17 protein-coding genes and 1 pseudogene are annotated in these 15,212 nt (G+C 49.3%); 4 read left to right on the forward strand and 14 right to left on the reverse strand.

Features of this window, described 5'->3' with window-relative positions; translation table 11 throughout:
- Window positions 1-131: 131 nt before the first annotated feature.
- The 3 genes from hxlB to ACO9K6_RS11140 form a co-directional block, all read right to left on the reverse strand.
- On the reverse strand, window positions 132-689 hold the full coding sequence (hxlB, locus tag ACO9K6_RS11130) for a 6-phospho-3-hexuloisomerase (protein ID WP_424767642.1): 558 nt from the start codon (window positions 687-689) through the stop codon (window positions 132-134).
- A gap of 8 nt (window positions 690-697) precedes the next feature.
- Window positions 698-1,330, reverse strand: coding sequence for a 3-hexulose-6-phosphate synthase (hxlA, locus tag ACO9K6_RS11135; protein WP_424767643.1), 633 nt, complete (start codon window positions 1,328-1,330; stop codon window positions 698-700).
- Between the two features lie 127 nt (window positions 1,331-1,457).
- Window positions 1,458-1,793 (reverse strand): winged helix-turn-helix transcriptional regulator, encoded by a 336-nt coding sequence (locus tag ACO9K6_RS11140; protein ID WP_424767644.1) that lies wholly within the window; start codon window positions 1,791-1,793, stop codon window positions 1,458-1,460.
- A 176-nt stretch (window positions 1,794-1,969) separates the two neighbouring features.
- Between ACO9K6_RS11140 and ACO9K6_RS11145 the strand changes: the two genes are divergently transcribed.
- From ACO9K6_RS11145 to ACO9K6_RS11155, 3 genes are all read left to right on the forward strand, one after another.
- Window positions 1,970-2,689 (forward strand): 3-ketoacyl-ACP reductase, encoded by a 720-nt coding sequence (locus ACO9K6_RS11145; RefSeq protein ID WP_424767645.1) that lies wholly within the window; start codon window positions 1,970-1,972, stop codon window positions 2,687-2,689.
- A 96-nt stretch (window positions 2,690-2,785) separates the two neighbouring features.
- On the forward strand, window positions 2,786-3,823 hold the full coding sequence (locus ACO9K6_RS11150; protein WP_424767646.1) for an LLM class flavin-dependent oxidoreductase: 1,038 nt from the start codon (window positions 2,786-2,788) through the stop codon (window positions 3,821-3,823).
- A 184-nt stretch (window positions 3,824-4,007) separates the two neighbouring features.
- Window positions 4,008-4,574 carry a beta-class carbonic anhydrase gene (locus ACO9K6_RS11155; RefSeq protein WP_424767647.1) on the forward strand — a complete coding sequence of 189 codons (567 nt, stop codon included), beginning with the start codon at window positions 4,008-4,010 and terminating at the stop codon, window positions 4,572-4,574.
- Window positions 4,575-4,602: 28 nt separating this feature from the next.
- On the opposite strand, the gene ACO9K6_RS11160 is transcribed toward ACO9K6_RS11155, so the two are convergent.
- The 10 genes from ACO9K6_RS11160 to ACO9K6_RS11205 all read right to left on the reverse strand — a co-directional run bounded on the left by ACO9K6_RS11160 (window position 4,603) and on the right by ACO9K6_RS11205 (window position 12,061).
- Window positions 4,603-5,508 carry an NAD(P)/FAD-dependent oxidoreductase gene (locus ACO9K6_RS11160; protein ID WP_424767789.1) on the reverse strand — a complete coding sequence of 302 codons (906 nt, stop codon included), beginning with the start codon at window positions 5,506-5,508 and terminating at the stop codon, window positions 4,603-4,605.
- 291 nt (window positions 5,509-5,799) lie between these two features.
- Window positions 5,800-6,066, reverse strand: coding sequence for an AbrB/MazE/SpoVT family DNA-binding domain-containing protein (locus ACO9K6_RS11165; protein WP_424767648.1), 267 nt, complete (start codon window positions 6,064-6,066; stop codon window positions 5,800-5,802).
- Between the two features lie 181 nt (window positions 6,067-6,247).
- Window positions 6,248-6,862, reverse strand: coding sequence for a flavin reductase family protein (locus ACO9K6_RS11170; RefSeq protein ID WP_424767649.1), 615 nt, complete (start codon window positions 6,860-6,862; stop codon window positions 6,248-6,250).
- Window positions 6,863-6,891: 29 nt separating this feature from the next.
- Window positions 6,892-7,503, reverse strand: coding sequence for an alpha/beta hydrolase (locus ACO9K6_RS11175; RefSeq protein ID WP_424767650.1), 612 nt, complete (start codon window positions 7,501-7,503; stop codon window positions 6,892-6,894).
- Window positions 7,500-8,450, reverse strand: a complete 951-nt coding sequence (locus ACO9K6_RS11180) for a ring-cleaving dioxygenase (RefSeq protein WP_424767651.1) — start codon at window positions 8,448-8,450, stop codon at window positions 7,500-7,502. Before ACO9K6_RS11180 ends, ACO9K6_RS11175 begins: the two co-directional genes overlap by 4 nt.
- A gap of 51 nt (window positions 8,451-8,501) precedes the next feature.
- Entirely contained in the window at window positions 8,502-8,906 is a 405-nt protein-coding gene (locus ACO9K6_RS11185) for a DoxX family protein (protein WP_424767652.1), read from the reverse strand.
- Window positions 8,907-9,039: 133 nt separating this feature from the next.
- The gene (locus ACO9K6_RS11190; protein WP_424767653.1) at window positions 9,040-9,486 is read right to left on the reverse strand and encodes a MarR family winged helix-turn-helix transcriptional regulator; all 447 of its coding nucleotides are present in this window, start codon (window positions 9,484-9,486) and stop codon (window positions 9,040-9,042) included.
- Window positions 9,487-9,609: 123 nt separating this feature from the next.
- On the reverse strand, window positions 9,610-10,509 hold the full coding sequence (locus ACO9K6_RS11195) for a diacylglycerol/lipid kinase family protein (RefSeq protein ID WP_424767654.1): 900 nt from the start codon (window positions 10,507-10,509) through the stop codon (window positions 9,610-9,612).
- Between the two features lie 90 nt (window positions 10,510-10,599).
- Complete coding sequence (locus ACO9K6_RS11200; protein ID WP_424767655.1) at window positions 10,600-11,700, reverse strand: MBL fold metallo-hydrolase; 1,101 nt, start codon at window positions 11,698-11,700, stop codon at window positions 10,600-10,602.
- A 109-nt stretch (window positions 11,701-11,809) separates the two neighbouring features.
- Window positions 11,810-12,061: a GlsB/YeaQ/YmgE family stress response membrane protein gene (locus ACO9K6_RS11205; protein WP_424767656.1), complete on the reverse strand. Its 252-nt coding sequence runs from the start codon at window positions 12,059-12,061 to the stop codon at window positions 11,810-11,812.
- Between the two features lie 207 nt (window positions 12,062-12,268).
- On the opposite strand from ACO9K6_RS11205, the pseudogene ACO9K6_RS11210 reads away from it, so the two are divergent.
- Window positions 12,269-13,303 (forward strand): annotated as a pseudogene (locus ACO9K6_RS11210) (zinc-binding alcohol dehydrogenase family protein).
- Between the two features lie 95 nt (window positions 13,304-13,398).
- Here ACO9K6_RS11210 and ACO9K6_RS11215 read toward each other — a convergent pair.
- Entirely contained in the window at window positions 13,399-15,087 is a 1,689-nt protein-coding gene (locus ACO9K6_RS11215; RefSeq protein ID WP_424767657.1) for a methyl-accepting chemotaxis protein, read from the reverse strand.
- Between the last annotated feature and the right edge of the window lie 125 nt (window positions 15,088-15,212).

A 15,212-nucleotide genomic window follows, 5' to 3' on the forward strand; every position in this document is an offset into this window, starting at 1 on the left:
TCCAATGGAATTCAGGACTAAGGCCGCATAACTGATTTTTATTTTTTGTACTGTCTACTTGACGGGGTGCAGTTCAGACCTCAATAGATCTGTTGCGGATAGTCCCCGTCGATTATTTATACTTACGACCACTACTCTAAGTTAGCATGATTGCCGTACATCGCGCTGCCTGTTAGCTCCTGTTTCTGCATCAAGCGCAATACAACAGCATCTCCTACAAGCAGAAGCATCTGCTCGAAGAGTGATCCCATAGGCTGTATCGTTCCTGCTTCATCTTCACCGCGGTCCTTCGGAGCGCCTGGTAGCTGAACGACAATGTCCGCCAGCCGGCCAAGTGTAGAAGCTGGCGATAGCGTCAATGCTGCCACGCTGCCCTCCAGGCTTCTTGCCTTCTCCGCCATCGGTACGATCGATTTCGTCTCTCCCGAGCCAGAGCCGATAATAAGCAGGTCGCCCTTCTGGAGGCTTCGTGTAACCGTATCGCCTACAACATAGACATCGAAGCCGATATGCATTAGACGCATAGCCAATCCTCGCATCATAAGCCCTGAGCGGCCGGCTCCAGCCACGAAGATCCGGCCAGCACCGGCGATGCGATCAACAAGCTGATCCATCTGCTTGTCCACAAGCTGGTCCGCAGCGTGTTGAAGCTCGTTCACAATCGCAGCAACGTACTGATTCGTTTGCATGCGCCTGATTAACCTTGTGCGATAAGCTGCTTCATTTGGGAAGCTGTTGCTTTCATATCATCTTGGCCTGTGATACCGCCGCCAACGATAACCAGATCAGGCTTCGCCGCGATAACGCCAGGAAGTGTATCAAGCTTAATACCGCCAGCTACTGCTGTTTTTGCATTTTTCACAACACTTTTAATGGTGCGAAGGTCTTCAAACGAGTTTTGTCCAGCCGCTTGAAGATCATAGCCTGTATGAACACAGATGTAATCTACGCCAAGCGCATCCACTTGAGCCGCTCGTTCAGCCAGGTTTTTGACAGCAATCATATCGACCAAAATTTGCTTGCCTTGTTTTTTGGCTTCTTCAACCGCACCCTTGATGCTCGCATCTTCTGCTACACCAAGAATTGTCACGATGTCGGCGCCAGCTTCAGAAGCTTTCATAACCTCGTAGCCGCCAGCATCCATTATTTTCAAGTCGGCAAGCACGGTCATGTTAGGGAATGCTTCTTTTAATGCTTTAACCGCGTGCAAGCCTTCGTTAATGACGATCGGAGTACCGATTTCCACCACATCAACAAAAGATTCAACCTGCTTTACCACTTCAATTGCTCCAGGAATATCAACAAGGTCTAACGCTAATTGTAATTTCATGTATCATTCACTCCTCATATGATTGTCTTTCGTACATACCCTATTCTAGACACTTACCGTCAAAAAATACAGTACGCACTTTGTTGTAACGTAGTACCCATTAGGATACTACGAGGAGTGAAATTATTCAGTTTTCGTCTTGAAACTTAATCCTGTTCTGGTGATTTTCTCCCCAAGCCGACATGACGTTCAGCAGCTCCTTGACGGTTAATCCATACTCCGTTAGAGAATACTCTACCTTAGGCGGCACTTGTGTATACACCTTACGAGCAATAATCGCGTCTTCCTCTAATTCTCTCAGCTGCTGTGTAAGCATCTTTTGCGTAATGGTCGGCATTTCCCGCTTCAGCTCGCCAAAGCGATGCGTCCCGTCTGTCAAATGACAAAGGATAACAGGCTTCCATTTGCCGCCGATTACCTTCAATGTCAGCTCAACTGTTTCTTTAAAATGAATATCTCCCAAAGCAATCCGCTCCTTTAGTATAAAAATTATACTTACTTACTTTTAAGTTGGTACTTGCTTTAATTTTAATTTCGTCTAATATTTAATGGTATAGCATTTGCTTAGTTTTTGGAATGATTAAATAATTACAAGCTTTAATTTCAAAGCTGGAAATTCTATTTAAGGGAGAGATTGACGTGGAATTAAAAAATAAATCTGCCATTATTACTGGCGCGGGAAAAGGGATCGGTAAAGCCGTTGCCATTGCGCTTGCTTCGGAAGGTGTAAACCTCGGCTTAGTCGCTCGTACGAGCTCGGACCTTGAAGACCTGCAGGCTTCGCTCACAAGCGAGTATGGCGTAAAAGTAACGATTGTTGTTGCAGACGTATCCGTTAGAGCGGAAGTGGATCAAGCGGTCTCAGCCCTGAAAGAAGCGCTCGGATCGATTGATATTCTAATTAATAATGCGGGAATTGCGACTTTTGGCACAGTCCTTGATATGGAGCCAGAGCAATGGGAGCGTATTATGCAGACGAATGTGATGGGAACCTATTACGTCACTCGAGCCGCATTGCCTACTATGCTCGAACAAAGCAGCGGCAGTATTATCAACATCGCTTCGTCGGCCGGCGAGCGCGGCTTCGCAACAGGCTCCGCTTACTGCGCTTCGAAGGCAGCTGTGATCAGCCTGACAGAAGCGCTTATGCAGGAGGTTCGCAAATCGAACATTCGCGTAACGGCCCTCACGCCAAGCACAGTGAATACAGAGCTGGCAGCAAATGCCGGACTGAAAATCGGTGACGAGGATCGCATGATGCAAGCTGAAGATATGGCCCAGCTGGTTGTCGCTGCTTTGAAGCTGCCCGATCGCGTATTTATCAAAACAGCAGGTATTTGGACGACGAACCCGCAATAAGCAGAACATTTTAAAACCCCAAGCCTCCACCAGGCCTGGGGCTTTTGCTTATTCGTTTAAGCGATATTCAATTCCTTTATGGGAGGTATTTCCACTATGACTGTATACGATATTCCTTTTTCCATATTAGACCTTGCCCCAGTCGTTGAAGGATCCACGCCAGCTGATTCTTTCCGCAACACGCTTGATCTCGCTCAGCATGCTGAGAAATGGGGCTATCACCGCTTTTGGCTGGCGGAGCATCACAATATGCCGGGCATTTCCAGCTCAGCTACCTCGGTCGTGATCGGTTATGTGGCTGCAGGAACGGAGAAAATACGTGTAGGCTCTGGCGGCATTATGCTTCCAAATCATGCGCCGCTCGTCATTGCCGAGCAGTTCGGTACGCTCGAATCCATGTACCCGGGCCGGATCGATCTTGGCCTTGGACGAGCACCTGGCTCCGATCAGGTGGCAGCCCGCGCGCTGCGACGCGGACTCGGCAGCAATGGGGAGGATTTTCCCGAACAGCTCAATGAGCTGCGTTATTACTTCAATCCCGATGCCGATTTAGAGCCGACCGGCTTTTTGCCAAGAGCCGTGCCCGGTGAAGGGCTGAATGTGCCGATATGGCTGCTTGGCTCCAGCGGCTTTAGCGCACAGCTTGCCGCACATCACGGACTTCCGTTCGCATTCGCCAGTCATTTTGCGCCCGATTTCCTGATGCAGGCGCTGGAGATTTATCGTAGCGGCTTCAAGCCATCAGATGCGCTTGAGAAGCCGCACGCTATGATTGGGGTGAACGTCATCGTCGCCGATACGGACAAAGCTGCACACTGGCTTGCTACCTCGCAGGAGCAGGCTTTCCTGAATCTTATACGCGGGCGCATGACCAAGCTCAAACCGCCTGTCGACAGCATGGATGAGCTTTGGAATGAACAGGAAAGGATGATTGTACAGAAGCAGCTCAGCTTCACGATCGCCGGCAGCAAAGCAACCGTTCGCGAGAAGCTGGCTTCCATCCTTGAACAGACCAAAGCGGATGAGCTTATCGTTGCAAGTCAATTGTATGATCATGCCGCACGCCTCCGCTCGTATGAGCTGCTCGCTGAAATCGTAAACGAAAGCCGTGCAGAAGCGGCTTCAGGCAAATAAAAACAGAAGGCAGCACCCTAAGTATTTACTTGGAGTCGCTGCCTTGCTTTTATAAAAAACGTTCATTCCTAAACGAGCAATTGACTCTGCTCATCATTCTATGAATAATATGAATAAATAGATATAAATTTCACACATGAAATAGAAGCAGGTTTGCTTTGCAAACCTCCTAGGAGGGAAACCCATGTCCATCGTTCCAGATTTATTGAAGTTCAACAAGCAGTTTGTTGAAGAAAAGCAGTATGAAGCTTATTTGACCGATAAATTCCCCGAGAAGAAAATTGTCATTCTGACTTGTATGGACACACGCCTCGTCGAGCTTCTGCCTAAGGCATTGAACTTGCGTAACGGCGATGCCAAAGTAATTAAAAATGCGGGTGCGATCCTCACCCAGCCGTTCGGAAGCGCAATGCGCAGCATATTAGTTGCTGTTTACGAGCTCGGTGCGCATGAAGTGCTTGTTATTGGCCATCACGGCTGCGGCATGACGAATCTTGATACAAACAGTATCGTTAGCAAGTTCGCCAAGCACGGCATCGATCCGCTCGCGATCGAGACACTCGAAAATTCGGGCATTAGCATAGAAAAATTTCTCCGCGGCTTCAGCAGCGCTGAGGAGGGCGTTATGCACAGTATCAAAATGATCCGCAAGCATCCTCTCTTTCCGAAAGCCATCCCCGTGCATGGCCTGGTCATTGACCCGGAAACGGGCAAGCTTGACGTTATCGTCGAGGATTATAGAGAAGAATAGTTGTTGTTCAACAAGTAAAGCTATTTCTCTATAAGTCAAAATCCTCATGCGTTAAATCCGTATTCACGCCGATCGCAGCCTTGCTCCCTTCGCCTGCGGCGATGATCAGCTGAGCAGGCGCTATGATCGAGGAGTCTCCTGCAGCATATATGCCTCTTACGCTCGTTCGGCCGAAGCCGTCGGTGACTAAGCCGCCTTGCGGAGTCATCGCGCAGCCAAGCGCTTCTCCGAATGCCGCTGCCTGATCCCATTTCGGGGAGACGAAGCCGCCTGCACGCTTCACCTCCGCGTTATCGGAAAAAACAATGCTGCTCAGTCTGCCGTTATCGCCAACAAGCGCTTTAATCCGCATCGTCTGCACCTGTATCCCCTTCCGTTCGAGCTGCCGCAGCTGCTCTGCGGTTAAGCGGTTAGAGCCATGGGTGCAGACGAGCACATCCTTGCTCCAATTATAGACGATTTTAGCCATATGGAAAGCATTGGATGCTTCTGAAATAACGACCAACGGCTTATCGCGCAGCTCCCACCCATCGCAGTAGGGACAGCTGAACAGGCTTCGGCCATAGAAATCGCCAATGCCTGACACCTGCGGCAATATTTCCTTTAATCCGGTGGCCAATATCATCGTACGCGTCAGAAAGCGAACCCCATTGCTTGTTTTCACCTGAAAACCTGCTTGAAGCGGCAGCACTTGTGTAACCTTGTCCGGCTTGATCGTCACCGTCGGATATTGTTCAATATCCTTGTGCGCAAGCTTGCGAAATTGCCGCGGCGAAATACCGTCCCGCGTCAGAAAGCCGTGCGATGCATGCGTCACCGCGTTTCTCGGCTTATTATGGTCAAACAGCAGCACATGCCTCCTTGATCTGCCTAACACTAAAGCTGCGTTAAGCCCCGCAGGACCTCCCCCAATAATGACGCAATCCAGCCACATTTGCACCACCGCTCCCATCCTGCCCTCCGGCAGCCATAGCCTTGATCTTTGTGCAAATCGAAGATCGTTTATTTTTATTCCAACAATTGCGTAACGATGCATTCTTAATAACTTCTTAGTCTAAAAGCTTCAAAATGGATGTCTGAAGTGAGGATTTTCACTCTGAGATCATATTTTCAAAAATTATGCGTCTACCTCTCGATACTAACGCCCCGCGCCTCGCTTTATCATCCAAAAAACAGAAAAAGCGGCAATCACCTTAAGAAAGGTGTCTGCCGTCCTGTGAGCCGCTTATACTTTATTTCCGTTTATAAATTCATGCTGTCTTTCACGAAATTTATCCAGCAGCTGATCGCCGGTATAACCTTCTTTGATCAGATCAGCCAGCAAAAAATCCGCAATAAATTCAGTGCCTGCCGTCTCGCATACCGGACGCATAATGATAGTATTGCCCTTGAGTGCAAATTCCACTTCATCCTTGATACCCGCCTGCTCGCACAATACCTGAGGAATTGTCACTTGACGCTTCCAGGTAACACGCGCACGTTTCCATTCCATTCCTGCATCCATCCTATTCCCTATTATGTCCCCATCTTATCAGGAGAATATTAGAAAAATGGCAGGAATTGTTTAGAAGAATGTTAGGCAGCCTCGGATATATAACATTTTGGGTTGCATCTGTACCGGCAAGCCGGGAAGCATCAGCGCTCCCTATTTGTTCATGTGCTGACTTCCCCGATCATTCGGGCCGTTCTATGGAAAACTGTTCCCCTAGCTTGGCATAATCGCTGCCCGCCAGTCTGCTGACTGGCTTAAGCGCCTCGGCATGGATTCGGCCATTCTCATAGAGCGATTCTTCCACATGGAAACGCACGACTCGCCCAATGAGCAGATCGCATGCGGGGGACTGCTCCGTGCCGCCAAGCGGCAGCGCCTGCTCCAGCACACACTCCATGCGGATTCGCGCCTCGGCGATGCCCGGTACGCTTACCTTCTCGCTCGGCGCGGCCGTAAGTCCGGCCAGAGCAACCTCGCTTTCGTCGGGAGGCAAACTCGCAGCCGTTACATTAATCGCTTCGATGTAAGCTTCATCCGCAATATGCACGACAAATTCACCCGTTGCAATCGCATTGCGGGAGGTATCCTTCAAGGCGCCTCCCTGCTTGCGCTGCACCGATACGGCGACCATCGGAGGATTCGCCGTGACGATATTGAAGAAGCTGAACGGTGCTGCATTCAGCACTCCTTCACTAGATAACGTCGATACGAAGGCGATCGGCCTTGGCACAATGCTGCCAATGAGCAGCTTATAATTATCCTGTACGCTTTGGTCTTCGGGATCGATGGAAATCATCGCGATTTCTCCTTTCTCTGCAATTTCACTTACTCGGAAAAGGTTTTGTTATACCAGACGGCAGCGGCGGAAACCTCCGTGCTTGTCAACTGATGGCCGTATTGCTCCCAATGCAACGTCACCGACGCTCCGGCAGCATTCAGCAGCTTCTGTAAATCCTCCGTCTCCTCCGGCGTGCAGAGCGGATCGTTAGAGCCAGCGCCAATAAAGCAAGGAACACCCGTCAGATCAGGCAGCTCTACGCCTCGGATCGGCACCATCGGATGATGCAAAATCGCTCCGCGAAGCGTGCCCTTGTAGTGAAAGAGGAGACTTCCTGCAATGTTCGCGCCATTGGAGTAGCCGATTGCAATAATATTGCTGCGATCGAAGCCATATTCCGCTGCGGCGCTATCCAGAAAATCGTTCAGCTCCTTCGTACGGAAAACCAGATCCTCAAGATCAAACACGCCTTCCGCGAGTCTGCGGAAAAACCGCGGCATCCCATTTTCAAGCACATTGCCTCTTACGCTGAGCACCGATGATTCCGGCGAGATGCGGTCGGCAAGCGGCAGCAAGTCCCGCTCCGTCCCTCCCGTGCCGTGAAGCAGCAGCAATACCGGCGCTTTCGAATCCGTTCCTTTTTTGAAAATATGCTTCATGCTTGATCCTCCTCTAATATTCTAATTTCAAACGGGGATAACAGCTGTTCAATTTGTCCGCGGTGCTCCTCGAACCATTCCGGCAGCATCAGCTTCTCACCCAGCTTCTCCGGCTCCTCATCACGGGCAAAGCCCGGTGGGTCTGTCGCGATTTCGAATAGAATGCCGCCCGCCTCACGGAAATATATCGCGTTAAAATACTGCCGATCCACAATGGGCGTCGGCTGAAAGCCGTGGCTTGCCACATGACTTCTCCACATCGCATGCTCCGCATCATCCTTAGCACGCCAAGCGATGTGATGGACCGTTCCCGACCCGCCTTGTCCTGGCTGCATAGGCGTTACATTCACATCGATCAGATTGCCTAGATCTCCCGTCGCTTTGAAGCGGACATAGCCGCCTTCCTGTCCTACTCTGGAAAGGCCCATCACGTTAACGAGAAGCTCAGCCGTTTGTGCAGGAGCCGTGCTGTATAAAATCGCACCGCCGAAGCCTTTAATCGCTTTATCGGCTGTCACGCCGCCGAATGACCACTCACTCGCCGGACCCTCCGCCCGTGCCACAAGCTCAAGCTTTAGGCCGTCCGGATCCTCAAATTGCAAATATTGCTCCCCAAAACGAGTAGTTTCTTCCGCTGCAACGCCCAGCTTGGCCAGACGCGCCTTCCAGAAATCGAGGGTATTCTCGGGAACAACATAAGTCGTAAAGCCGACCTGACCGCCCCCAATGCGGCCCTTGCGTGAATTTTCCCAAGGGAAGAACGTAATAATCGTCCCTGGACTGCCTATTTCATTGCCAAAGTACAAATGATATACCTCAGGCGCATCAAAGTTAATCGTCTTCTTAATCAACCGGAGTCCTAGCACCCCTGCATAAAAATCAGCTGTTTGCTGTGCATTGCGCACGAACGCCGTTACATGATGTATACCCGCTGTTTGAGCTGCCATACTATTCACTCTCCTTATTTTAACGGTTTAACCCGCTTGTCACTAATCATTTTATGATCCAATCAGCGCATCGAGCGAATAAGCGCCTGCACCCGTCAACGCTACTCCAACAGCAATGGCAACAAGAACTAGATTATATTCATACCCGTTACCCGTCGACCATAATCCGTTTTGCGCGTGCACCTTTACAATAGCGACCAGCATAGTCAGGACGATTAACGCGGCAGCAAGCGGAGTCAATAAGCCCAGTGTGAATAATAGACCGCCAACGAGCTCCATAAGTCCGGCAACAACAGCCATTGCTACCCCTGGCTTCATACCGATCGATTCAAGCCAGCCGCCTGTTCCTTTCGGTCCATATCCACCGAACCAACCAAACAGCTTTTGTGCGCCATGCGCAACGAACAACAAACCGACAACCACACGAACGATTAACAAACCTAATGCAATACTCATTGTAATTCCTCCAGTTATATTATATAAATAATGAAATTGAGAATCTTTAATTTAAGATATTGGCCAAAAAATGCAGGCCGCCACGTTGAATCGGCAGCGGGACCTATCCGCGTTGCTATAGCCCCAACGCTCGCTACTTAAAACGCTCCTGGGCGAATCGGCCTAGCTTCTTCAACAGCTCACTTGCAAGCTGCTTCTCCTCCAGCGTAAGTCCGCCTACCGCCGCTTCAATCGTATTCGTATGCGCAGGAAAAGCTTCCTCAATAAATTTCTTTCCTTGATCGGTAATCTCCGCGTAGATTAAACGCCGATCCTCAGTTGAAGCTCTGCGCCGTACCATCTGCTTCTGCTCCAGCTTATCGACGACATACGTAATATTGCCGCTGCTCATGAGCACCTTCTCGCCAATTTGCTGCAACGGCTGGGGCCCCTTGTGATACAGCAGCTCCAGCACGCCAAATTCGGTCCGATTGAGTCCATTTCTGCGAATATCCCGGTCAGCGTGCGCATTCACCCATTGACTCGCCCTCGATAACGCGATGTAGAGATCCAATGCCGCATTTTGCGTCTTGTCCGTCATGCTTATCACTCCCCCTCTGCTTGCAGCTAATATCTTAAATTAAATTATCTTAAATTAAAGATAATATATCAGGAAGCAGTTGTCAACTGCTTTTTTATTTTACGTTACCCGATGTGATTTTATTCACTCGCTCTTTATCGCAAAATCTCCAACAATTACTTGAAGATGCTGCTTCCTATTTTCCAAATAAGCGGGCGTATGCTCTCTGATCTCGCCATCGCAATCGATCTGCTGCGCAGGCGCCGCCTCAATCCTCAGTGCCTTTGTTCTGAAATAACTGATATTATCGCTTTCAGGTATTTCACTTGTTAACTTGGATTGTATAGCCTGCCAGGCAAGCGTAAGAGAGGTTTCCTTAATGATGAGGACATCAAATAAACCATCCTGCAGGTCCGTCTCTGGAAAAAAGGTTCTCATTCCGCCAGTGTACGCTCCATTGCCAACCATTAGCAAGCAGGCTTGTCCGTCATATTGATAATCCTCGCTGTCAATTTTCAAAGCAAAGGGCTCAAAGCCTGTGATCGACTGGGCTGCGGACAGATAATATGATAATTTGCCCAGCCTCTCTTTCTTATGGGGGTCAATGTTGTTGGAGACGTCGGTGATTAAGCCGATTCCCCAGAAGTTGAGGAAATAATGATTGCCGTATTTTCCGACATCAACCCTTTCGGTATGGTGTGCCAAAATTTGTTCAAGCGCAAGCATCGGATCTTGGTTCATCCCGATCGCTCTTGAGAAATCATTACAGGTGCCGCCGGGCAAAATAGCAAATAAAGGCCGGTTCTCAAGCGAACACAGCGCATTAATGAGCTCATGAATCGTACCATCCCCACCCGCTCCGATTATGAGATCAACCTCCGCGGACAGCTGCTCCACATATTTGGCGCCGTCGCCCGCTTCCTTCGTTTCATATACACGAACCTCGTCATAGCTTTGCTTAAGCCTATCTGCGATTTCGTCCATATGCTCGATCATTGATGAATTGCCTGCTGCAGGATTTAGAATAATCGCTGCTTTCTTCATGCTCTCATCCTCCAGAAATTCGATTCATATTCCGATTACTGTCTCATTTACTTACCTTGCTGTTCGTCTGCTTTATTTACAGCTGGCGGCTTATTTCCACCATGTTGAGACGGGATAAATATCACTGCCTATCAACACGGGTTCTCCTATTTTTGGCGTAGAAATCGTTGCGTTTAGCTGCTTGGCAGCGGCAACGGCACGCTCGACCGGATCTGTCCAGCTATGCATCGCCAGCGTGAAGGCGCCCCAATGAATCGGAATCATAACCCTGCCCTGCACATCCAAATGAGCTTGAACCGTTTCCTCCGGCATCATATGAATAGCCGCCCAACGCCGATCGTACTGACCGCATTCCATTAATGTCAGATCGAACGGACCGTACTTGCTGCCGATTTCCTTAAAATGAGGACCATAACCGCTGTCGCCGCTAAAAAACACCTTCGTCCCGCGTCCCTGAATCACCCATGAGCACCAAAGCGTAGCATCCCGGTCCGTCAAGCTTCGTCCCGAGAAATGACGTGCCGGCGTGCATGCCAGCCTTAGCCCCTCGTACTCAAACTCCTCCCACCAGTCATGCTCCTCAATCCTTGCGGGATCAATGCCCCAGCGCACCAAATGAGGAGCGACACCAAGCGGCACGATATATCGTTTCACTTTGCTCTTTAGTCTCAGAATCGACCCATAATCGAGATGATCGTAGTGATCATGCGAGATGAATACAGCATCAATGTCAGGCAGCTGTTCGATTTCCATCGGCAGCTTATCGCTGAACCGTTTCCCTCCAATGCCCGGAAAAGGTGACGGGGCCCGGCCGAACATCGGATCGAGCAGCAGCGTTAGGCTGTTAAGCTGCAGCAGAGCGGCAGAGTGGCCAAACCATGTCACCCTCGGATGCTGCTGCGATTCGCGGAATAAACTTACGTTTAGGGGCTCCACAGCGACTGGTCCGGATGGCTTCGCATGCGGGTTGCCCCTTATGAACTGCAGAAGCAGCTTAAGCGTTTCCTTTATCGACATACCCATCGGAGTCGGTATAGGGTAAGCGAACTTGCCGCTGCCATATTGCTTGGATAAGCTTAGCTGCTGCCGCCGCTCCTTAGACTGGGGGGCTCCCAGGGGGGGATAATAACGCAATACCGCGTATGCGGCAACTACGATAACAGCTAAAATAGTACTAATGATCACCAACATATGATTTACCTCTTCCTGCGGTAGCTCTGTAAAACAAAAACCGCTAGTGAAGTATACGTTCCAGCTTCACCAGCGGTTTTAAAAAATTATTTAATTATGATCGATTCCGTTATGCTCTTCTTGCACCTCGCATGATCGCGGTGAGAAGAAGGACAACTACGATCGCGCCAATAATCGCTGGAATGATAGCAAAACCGCCTACTACAGGACCCCATTCGCCAAGAATCAGCGTACCTAGCCATGCTCCGATAAATCCAGCAACAATGTTGCCAATTATTCCGCCCGGTACATCACGTCCAACGATAAGGCCGCCTAACCAACCGATAATTCCTCCGACAATTAATGCCCATAAAAAACCCATATATAACTTCCCCTTTCTCAGCCTTGAGGCTCCTTATTGTTGTGTATGAGACTAATTAAACACATCATTCCTTATTGAAACAGAGCAATTTCACTAGTGAACAGTATTTTTTTTCATACTAAGCTACTTTCTAGTGCGTACTGCCGCTGCACGATGGTAAAGCTTATAATGAAGCTAAAGTCAGGTCAAATAGAGAGGATGATCCGAATGGGACAAATGAAGGCTGTCGGATTACAACGTTATTTACCGATAGATAATACAGAAAGTTTAATCGATGTACAGCTGGAGAAGCCAACTGCCCAAGGGCATGATTTACTCGTTCAGGTAAAAGCCATTTCCGTCAATCCCGTTGATACAAAGGTCCGCTAGCCCAAGGAGAAAACTGAAGCTGCGCCTCGCGTGCTTGGTTGGGACGTCGCGGGAACCGTTGAAGCTGTAGGAGAAAGCGTGACGTTGTTCAAGCCTGGCGATGAGGTTTATTATGCCGGCAGCATTACACGCGCCGGAGGCAACAGCGAATTCCACCTCGTCGATGAACGAATCGTCGGAAGGAAGCCGCAGACCCTCGACTTTGCGCAGGCCGCCGCTTTGCCGCTTACGGCCATAACAGCATGGGAAGGAATGTTCCACAGACTTGGTATTTCCCGATACCGCAAAGACAATGAGGGCAAAACGATTCTGATTATCGGGGCAGCAGGCGGAGTAGGCTCGGTAGCAACACAGCTTGCGAGCGCTGCAGGCTTGACGGTAATCGGCACCGCATCAAGAGCCGAATCTGCCGAATGGGCACAGAATCACGGCGCAGCACATACCATCAACCATTACGAAGCGTTCATTCCTCAACTGCAGACAATTGGTTATTCATCCGTCGACTATATCTTCTGTTTAAATCAAACGGAAGAGCATTGGACCAACATGGCGGAAGCGATCGTTCCTCAGGGCAAAATTTGCTCTATTGTGGAGATGGACTGCCCAGTCGATTTAACATTATTAAAAAACAAAAGTGTCACCTTCGTCTGGGAGTTTATGTTCACGCGAGCCATGTACGAAACGGCTGATATGATCGAGCAGCACAGCTTGCTAAACGAGATTGCCGACCGGATCGACGCCGGAAAGCTCCGCACAACACTGTCGGAGCGGCTTTCGCCCATTAATGCCGCGAACCTGCGCGAGGCGCATAGACGGGTTGAAACAGGCAAGACCATCGGCAAAATCGTTTTGGAGCAATTCGAGCAGCTTTGATCGTATAACCATACATGCAGAATGCCTTCCATCGAGGAAGGCATTCTTTTGGCGTTTAAACGCTATGGGGATTCTATCTATATTCAGCTAGAAAACTATATTTTAAACTTGCCAAGCACCGTCCGAAGCTCCGTAGATACTTGGGACAGGAAGCTTGCGGAGTCGGTGATCTTATCGACTGTGGCAAGCTGCTCGGTTGTTGCTGCCGCTACTTGATAGGAGCTTGTACTGGTCAGCTTTGCGATTTGGGCAATCTCGTTAACGGAAGCGGTAATCTCCTCAACGCTTGCCGACATTTGCTCGGCCGTGGCTGCAAGCGTCTCTATTTGCTCAGCGATTTGGCTGTTGGATTGTACGATTTCGGATAAATTGCGATCTGTCTGCTCCGTCAGCGTAATTCCAGTCTGCACTTCCTGCTTCACATGATCAATCGAAACAATGGACTGCTTCATGCCCGCCGAAATTTCATGGAGCAGCTCGTTAATTTGATCGGACGATTGGCCTGTCTGCTCAGCCAGCTTTCTAACCTCAGCTGCGACTACAGCAAACCCTTTTCCTTGCTCGCCCGCCCTAGATGCTTCAATAGCCGCATTTAAAGCTAAAATATTCGTCTGAGCCGCAATATTTCGAATCGTATTCAGAATACCCCCGATTTCAAGCGATTTGCCCTCGAGCTGCTTAATCACTTGATCCGTTTCATGGACCGAAGCGTGGATGGAAGCCATCTGCTGAACCGTCTGTTCTACATAATTAGCGCCGGTCTCCGCCCGCTGCTTGGAGAAGATGGAGGACTCGGAAATTTCCGAGGCGCTCTCTGCAATGCTCTGAATACCGACAGCTACCTCTTCTACTGCCCGCAGATTTTGACTCGTGCTCTCTGTCTGGTTTTCCGCGCCGCTGGCTACCTGCTGCATAGACGCTGCAATATGCTCCGAATCCTTGGCCGTTTTTTGTGCGACCACGGCGAGCTGCTGCGTTGTTTCGGATACTTTATCCGATGCGCCCACGCCTTGCTCAATAAGCTCTCTTAGACTCTCTCTCATCTGGTTGAAGCTCGCGTTTAATTGCCCGATTTCATCCTTCGAGCGATCGTATAAATGAGATGTAAAATCACCTGAGCCCGCATGATCCATCGCCTTCGAAATACGTTTTAATCGCGTCATCATTTTGCGTATATACAGCACAATCAAGCCCACGGTAATGACTAGTGCGATAATGAAGACCATTGAAAACCGTTGTACAAACGAGGAAATGATATCATCGATCAACGATTGCGGCGCTCCGACATAAAAAATGCCGAGGACTTCTCCCTCTCCATCCTTGATCGGCATATAGGCAGTCTGATAGGTCTGACCAACTACAACCGCTTCCCCATAATAATTCTCGCCTTTTTCAAGCACAAGCGTAGATACCTCATCGGAAACCGTCGTCCCGATTGCCCGTTTGCCATCAATCATGACGTTGGTCGTCACTCGCGTATTTCCTTGAAAAATCGTAACCGTATCTCCTGTTAATTCGCCAATCTCATCGACAACGCCAAAGTTATCATTGATCTTCGTGTCGCCTTTAAATAATTTTCCTTCTCTAATGTTCCATTTGCCCGGGTACTTGTAGGTAAGCACCTGATTGCCAAGCTCCAAATCCCCTCTTGCCTTCTCAATGGCATACCTTTTGATGCCTTGCTCCACCTGATCAATGACAACACGAACAATAACGACCGAAAAAACGAGCAAAACCGCGATAATAATCAAACTTATTTTAGTTCCAATACTCTTGAGCCGCATCCTTTGATCACCCAACCCTTTAAGTTCTTCTAGTACAAGATACAACTCATACTAGCAAACAAAAGTTAGGCGATTATTAGTATATATATTTTATTCCTTTGAAATTTCAATAACGGAGCACTTGG

It is taken from the genome of Paenibacillus praedii, from assembly GCF_049725345.1.
GTDB lineage: Bacteria > Bacillota > Bacilli > Paenibacillales > Paenibacillaceae > Pristimantibacillus.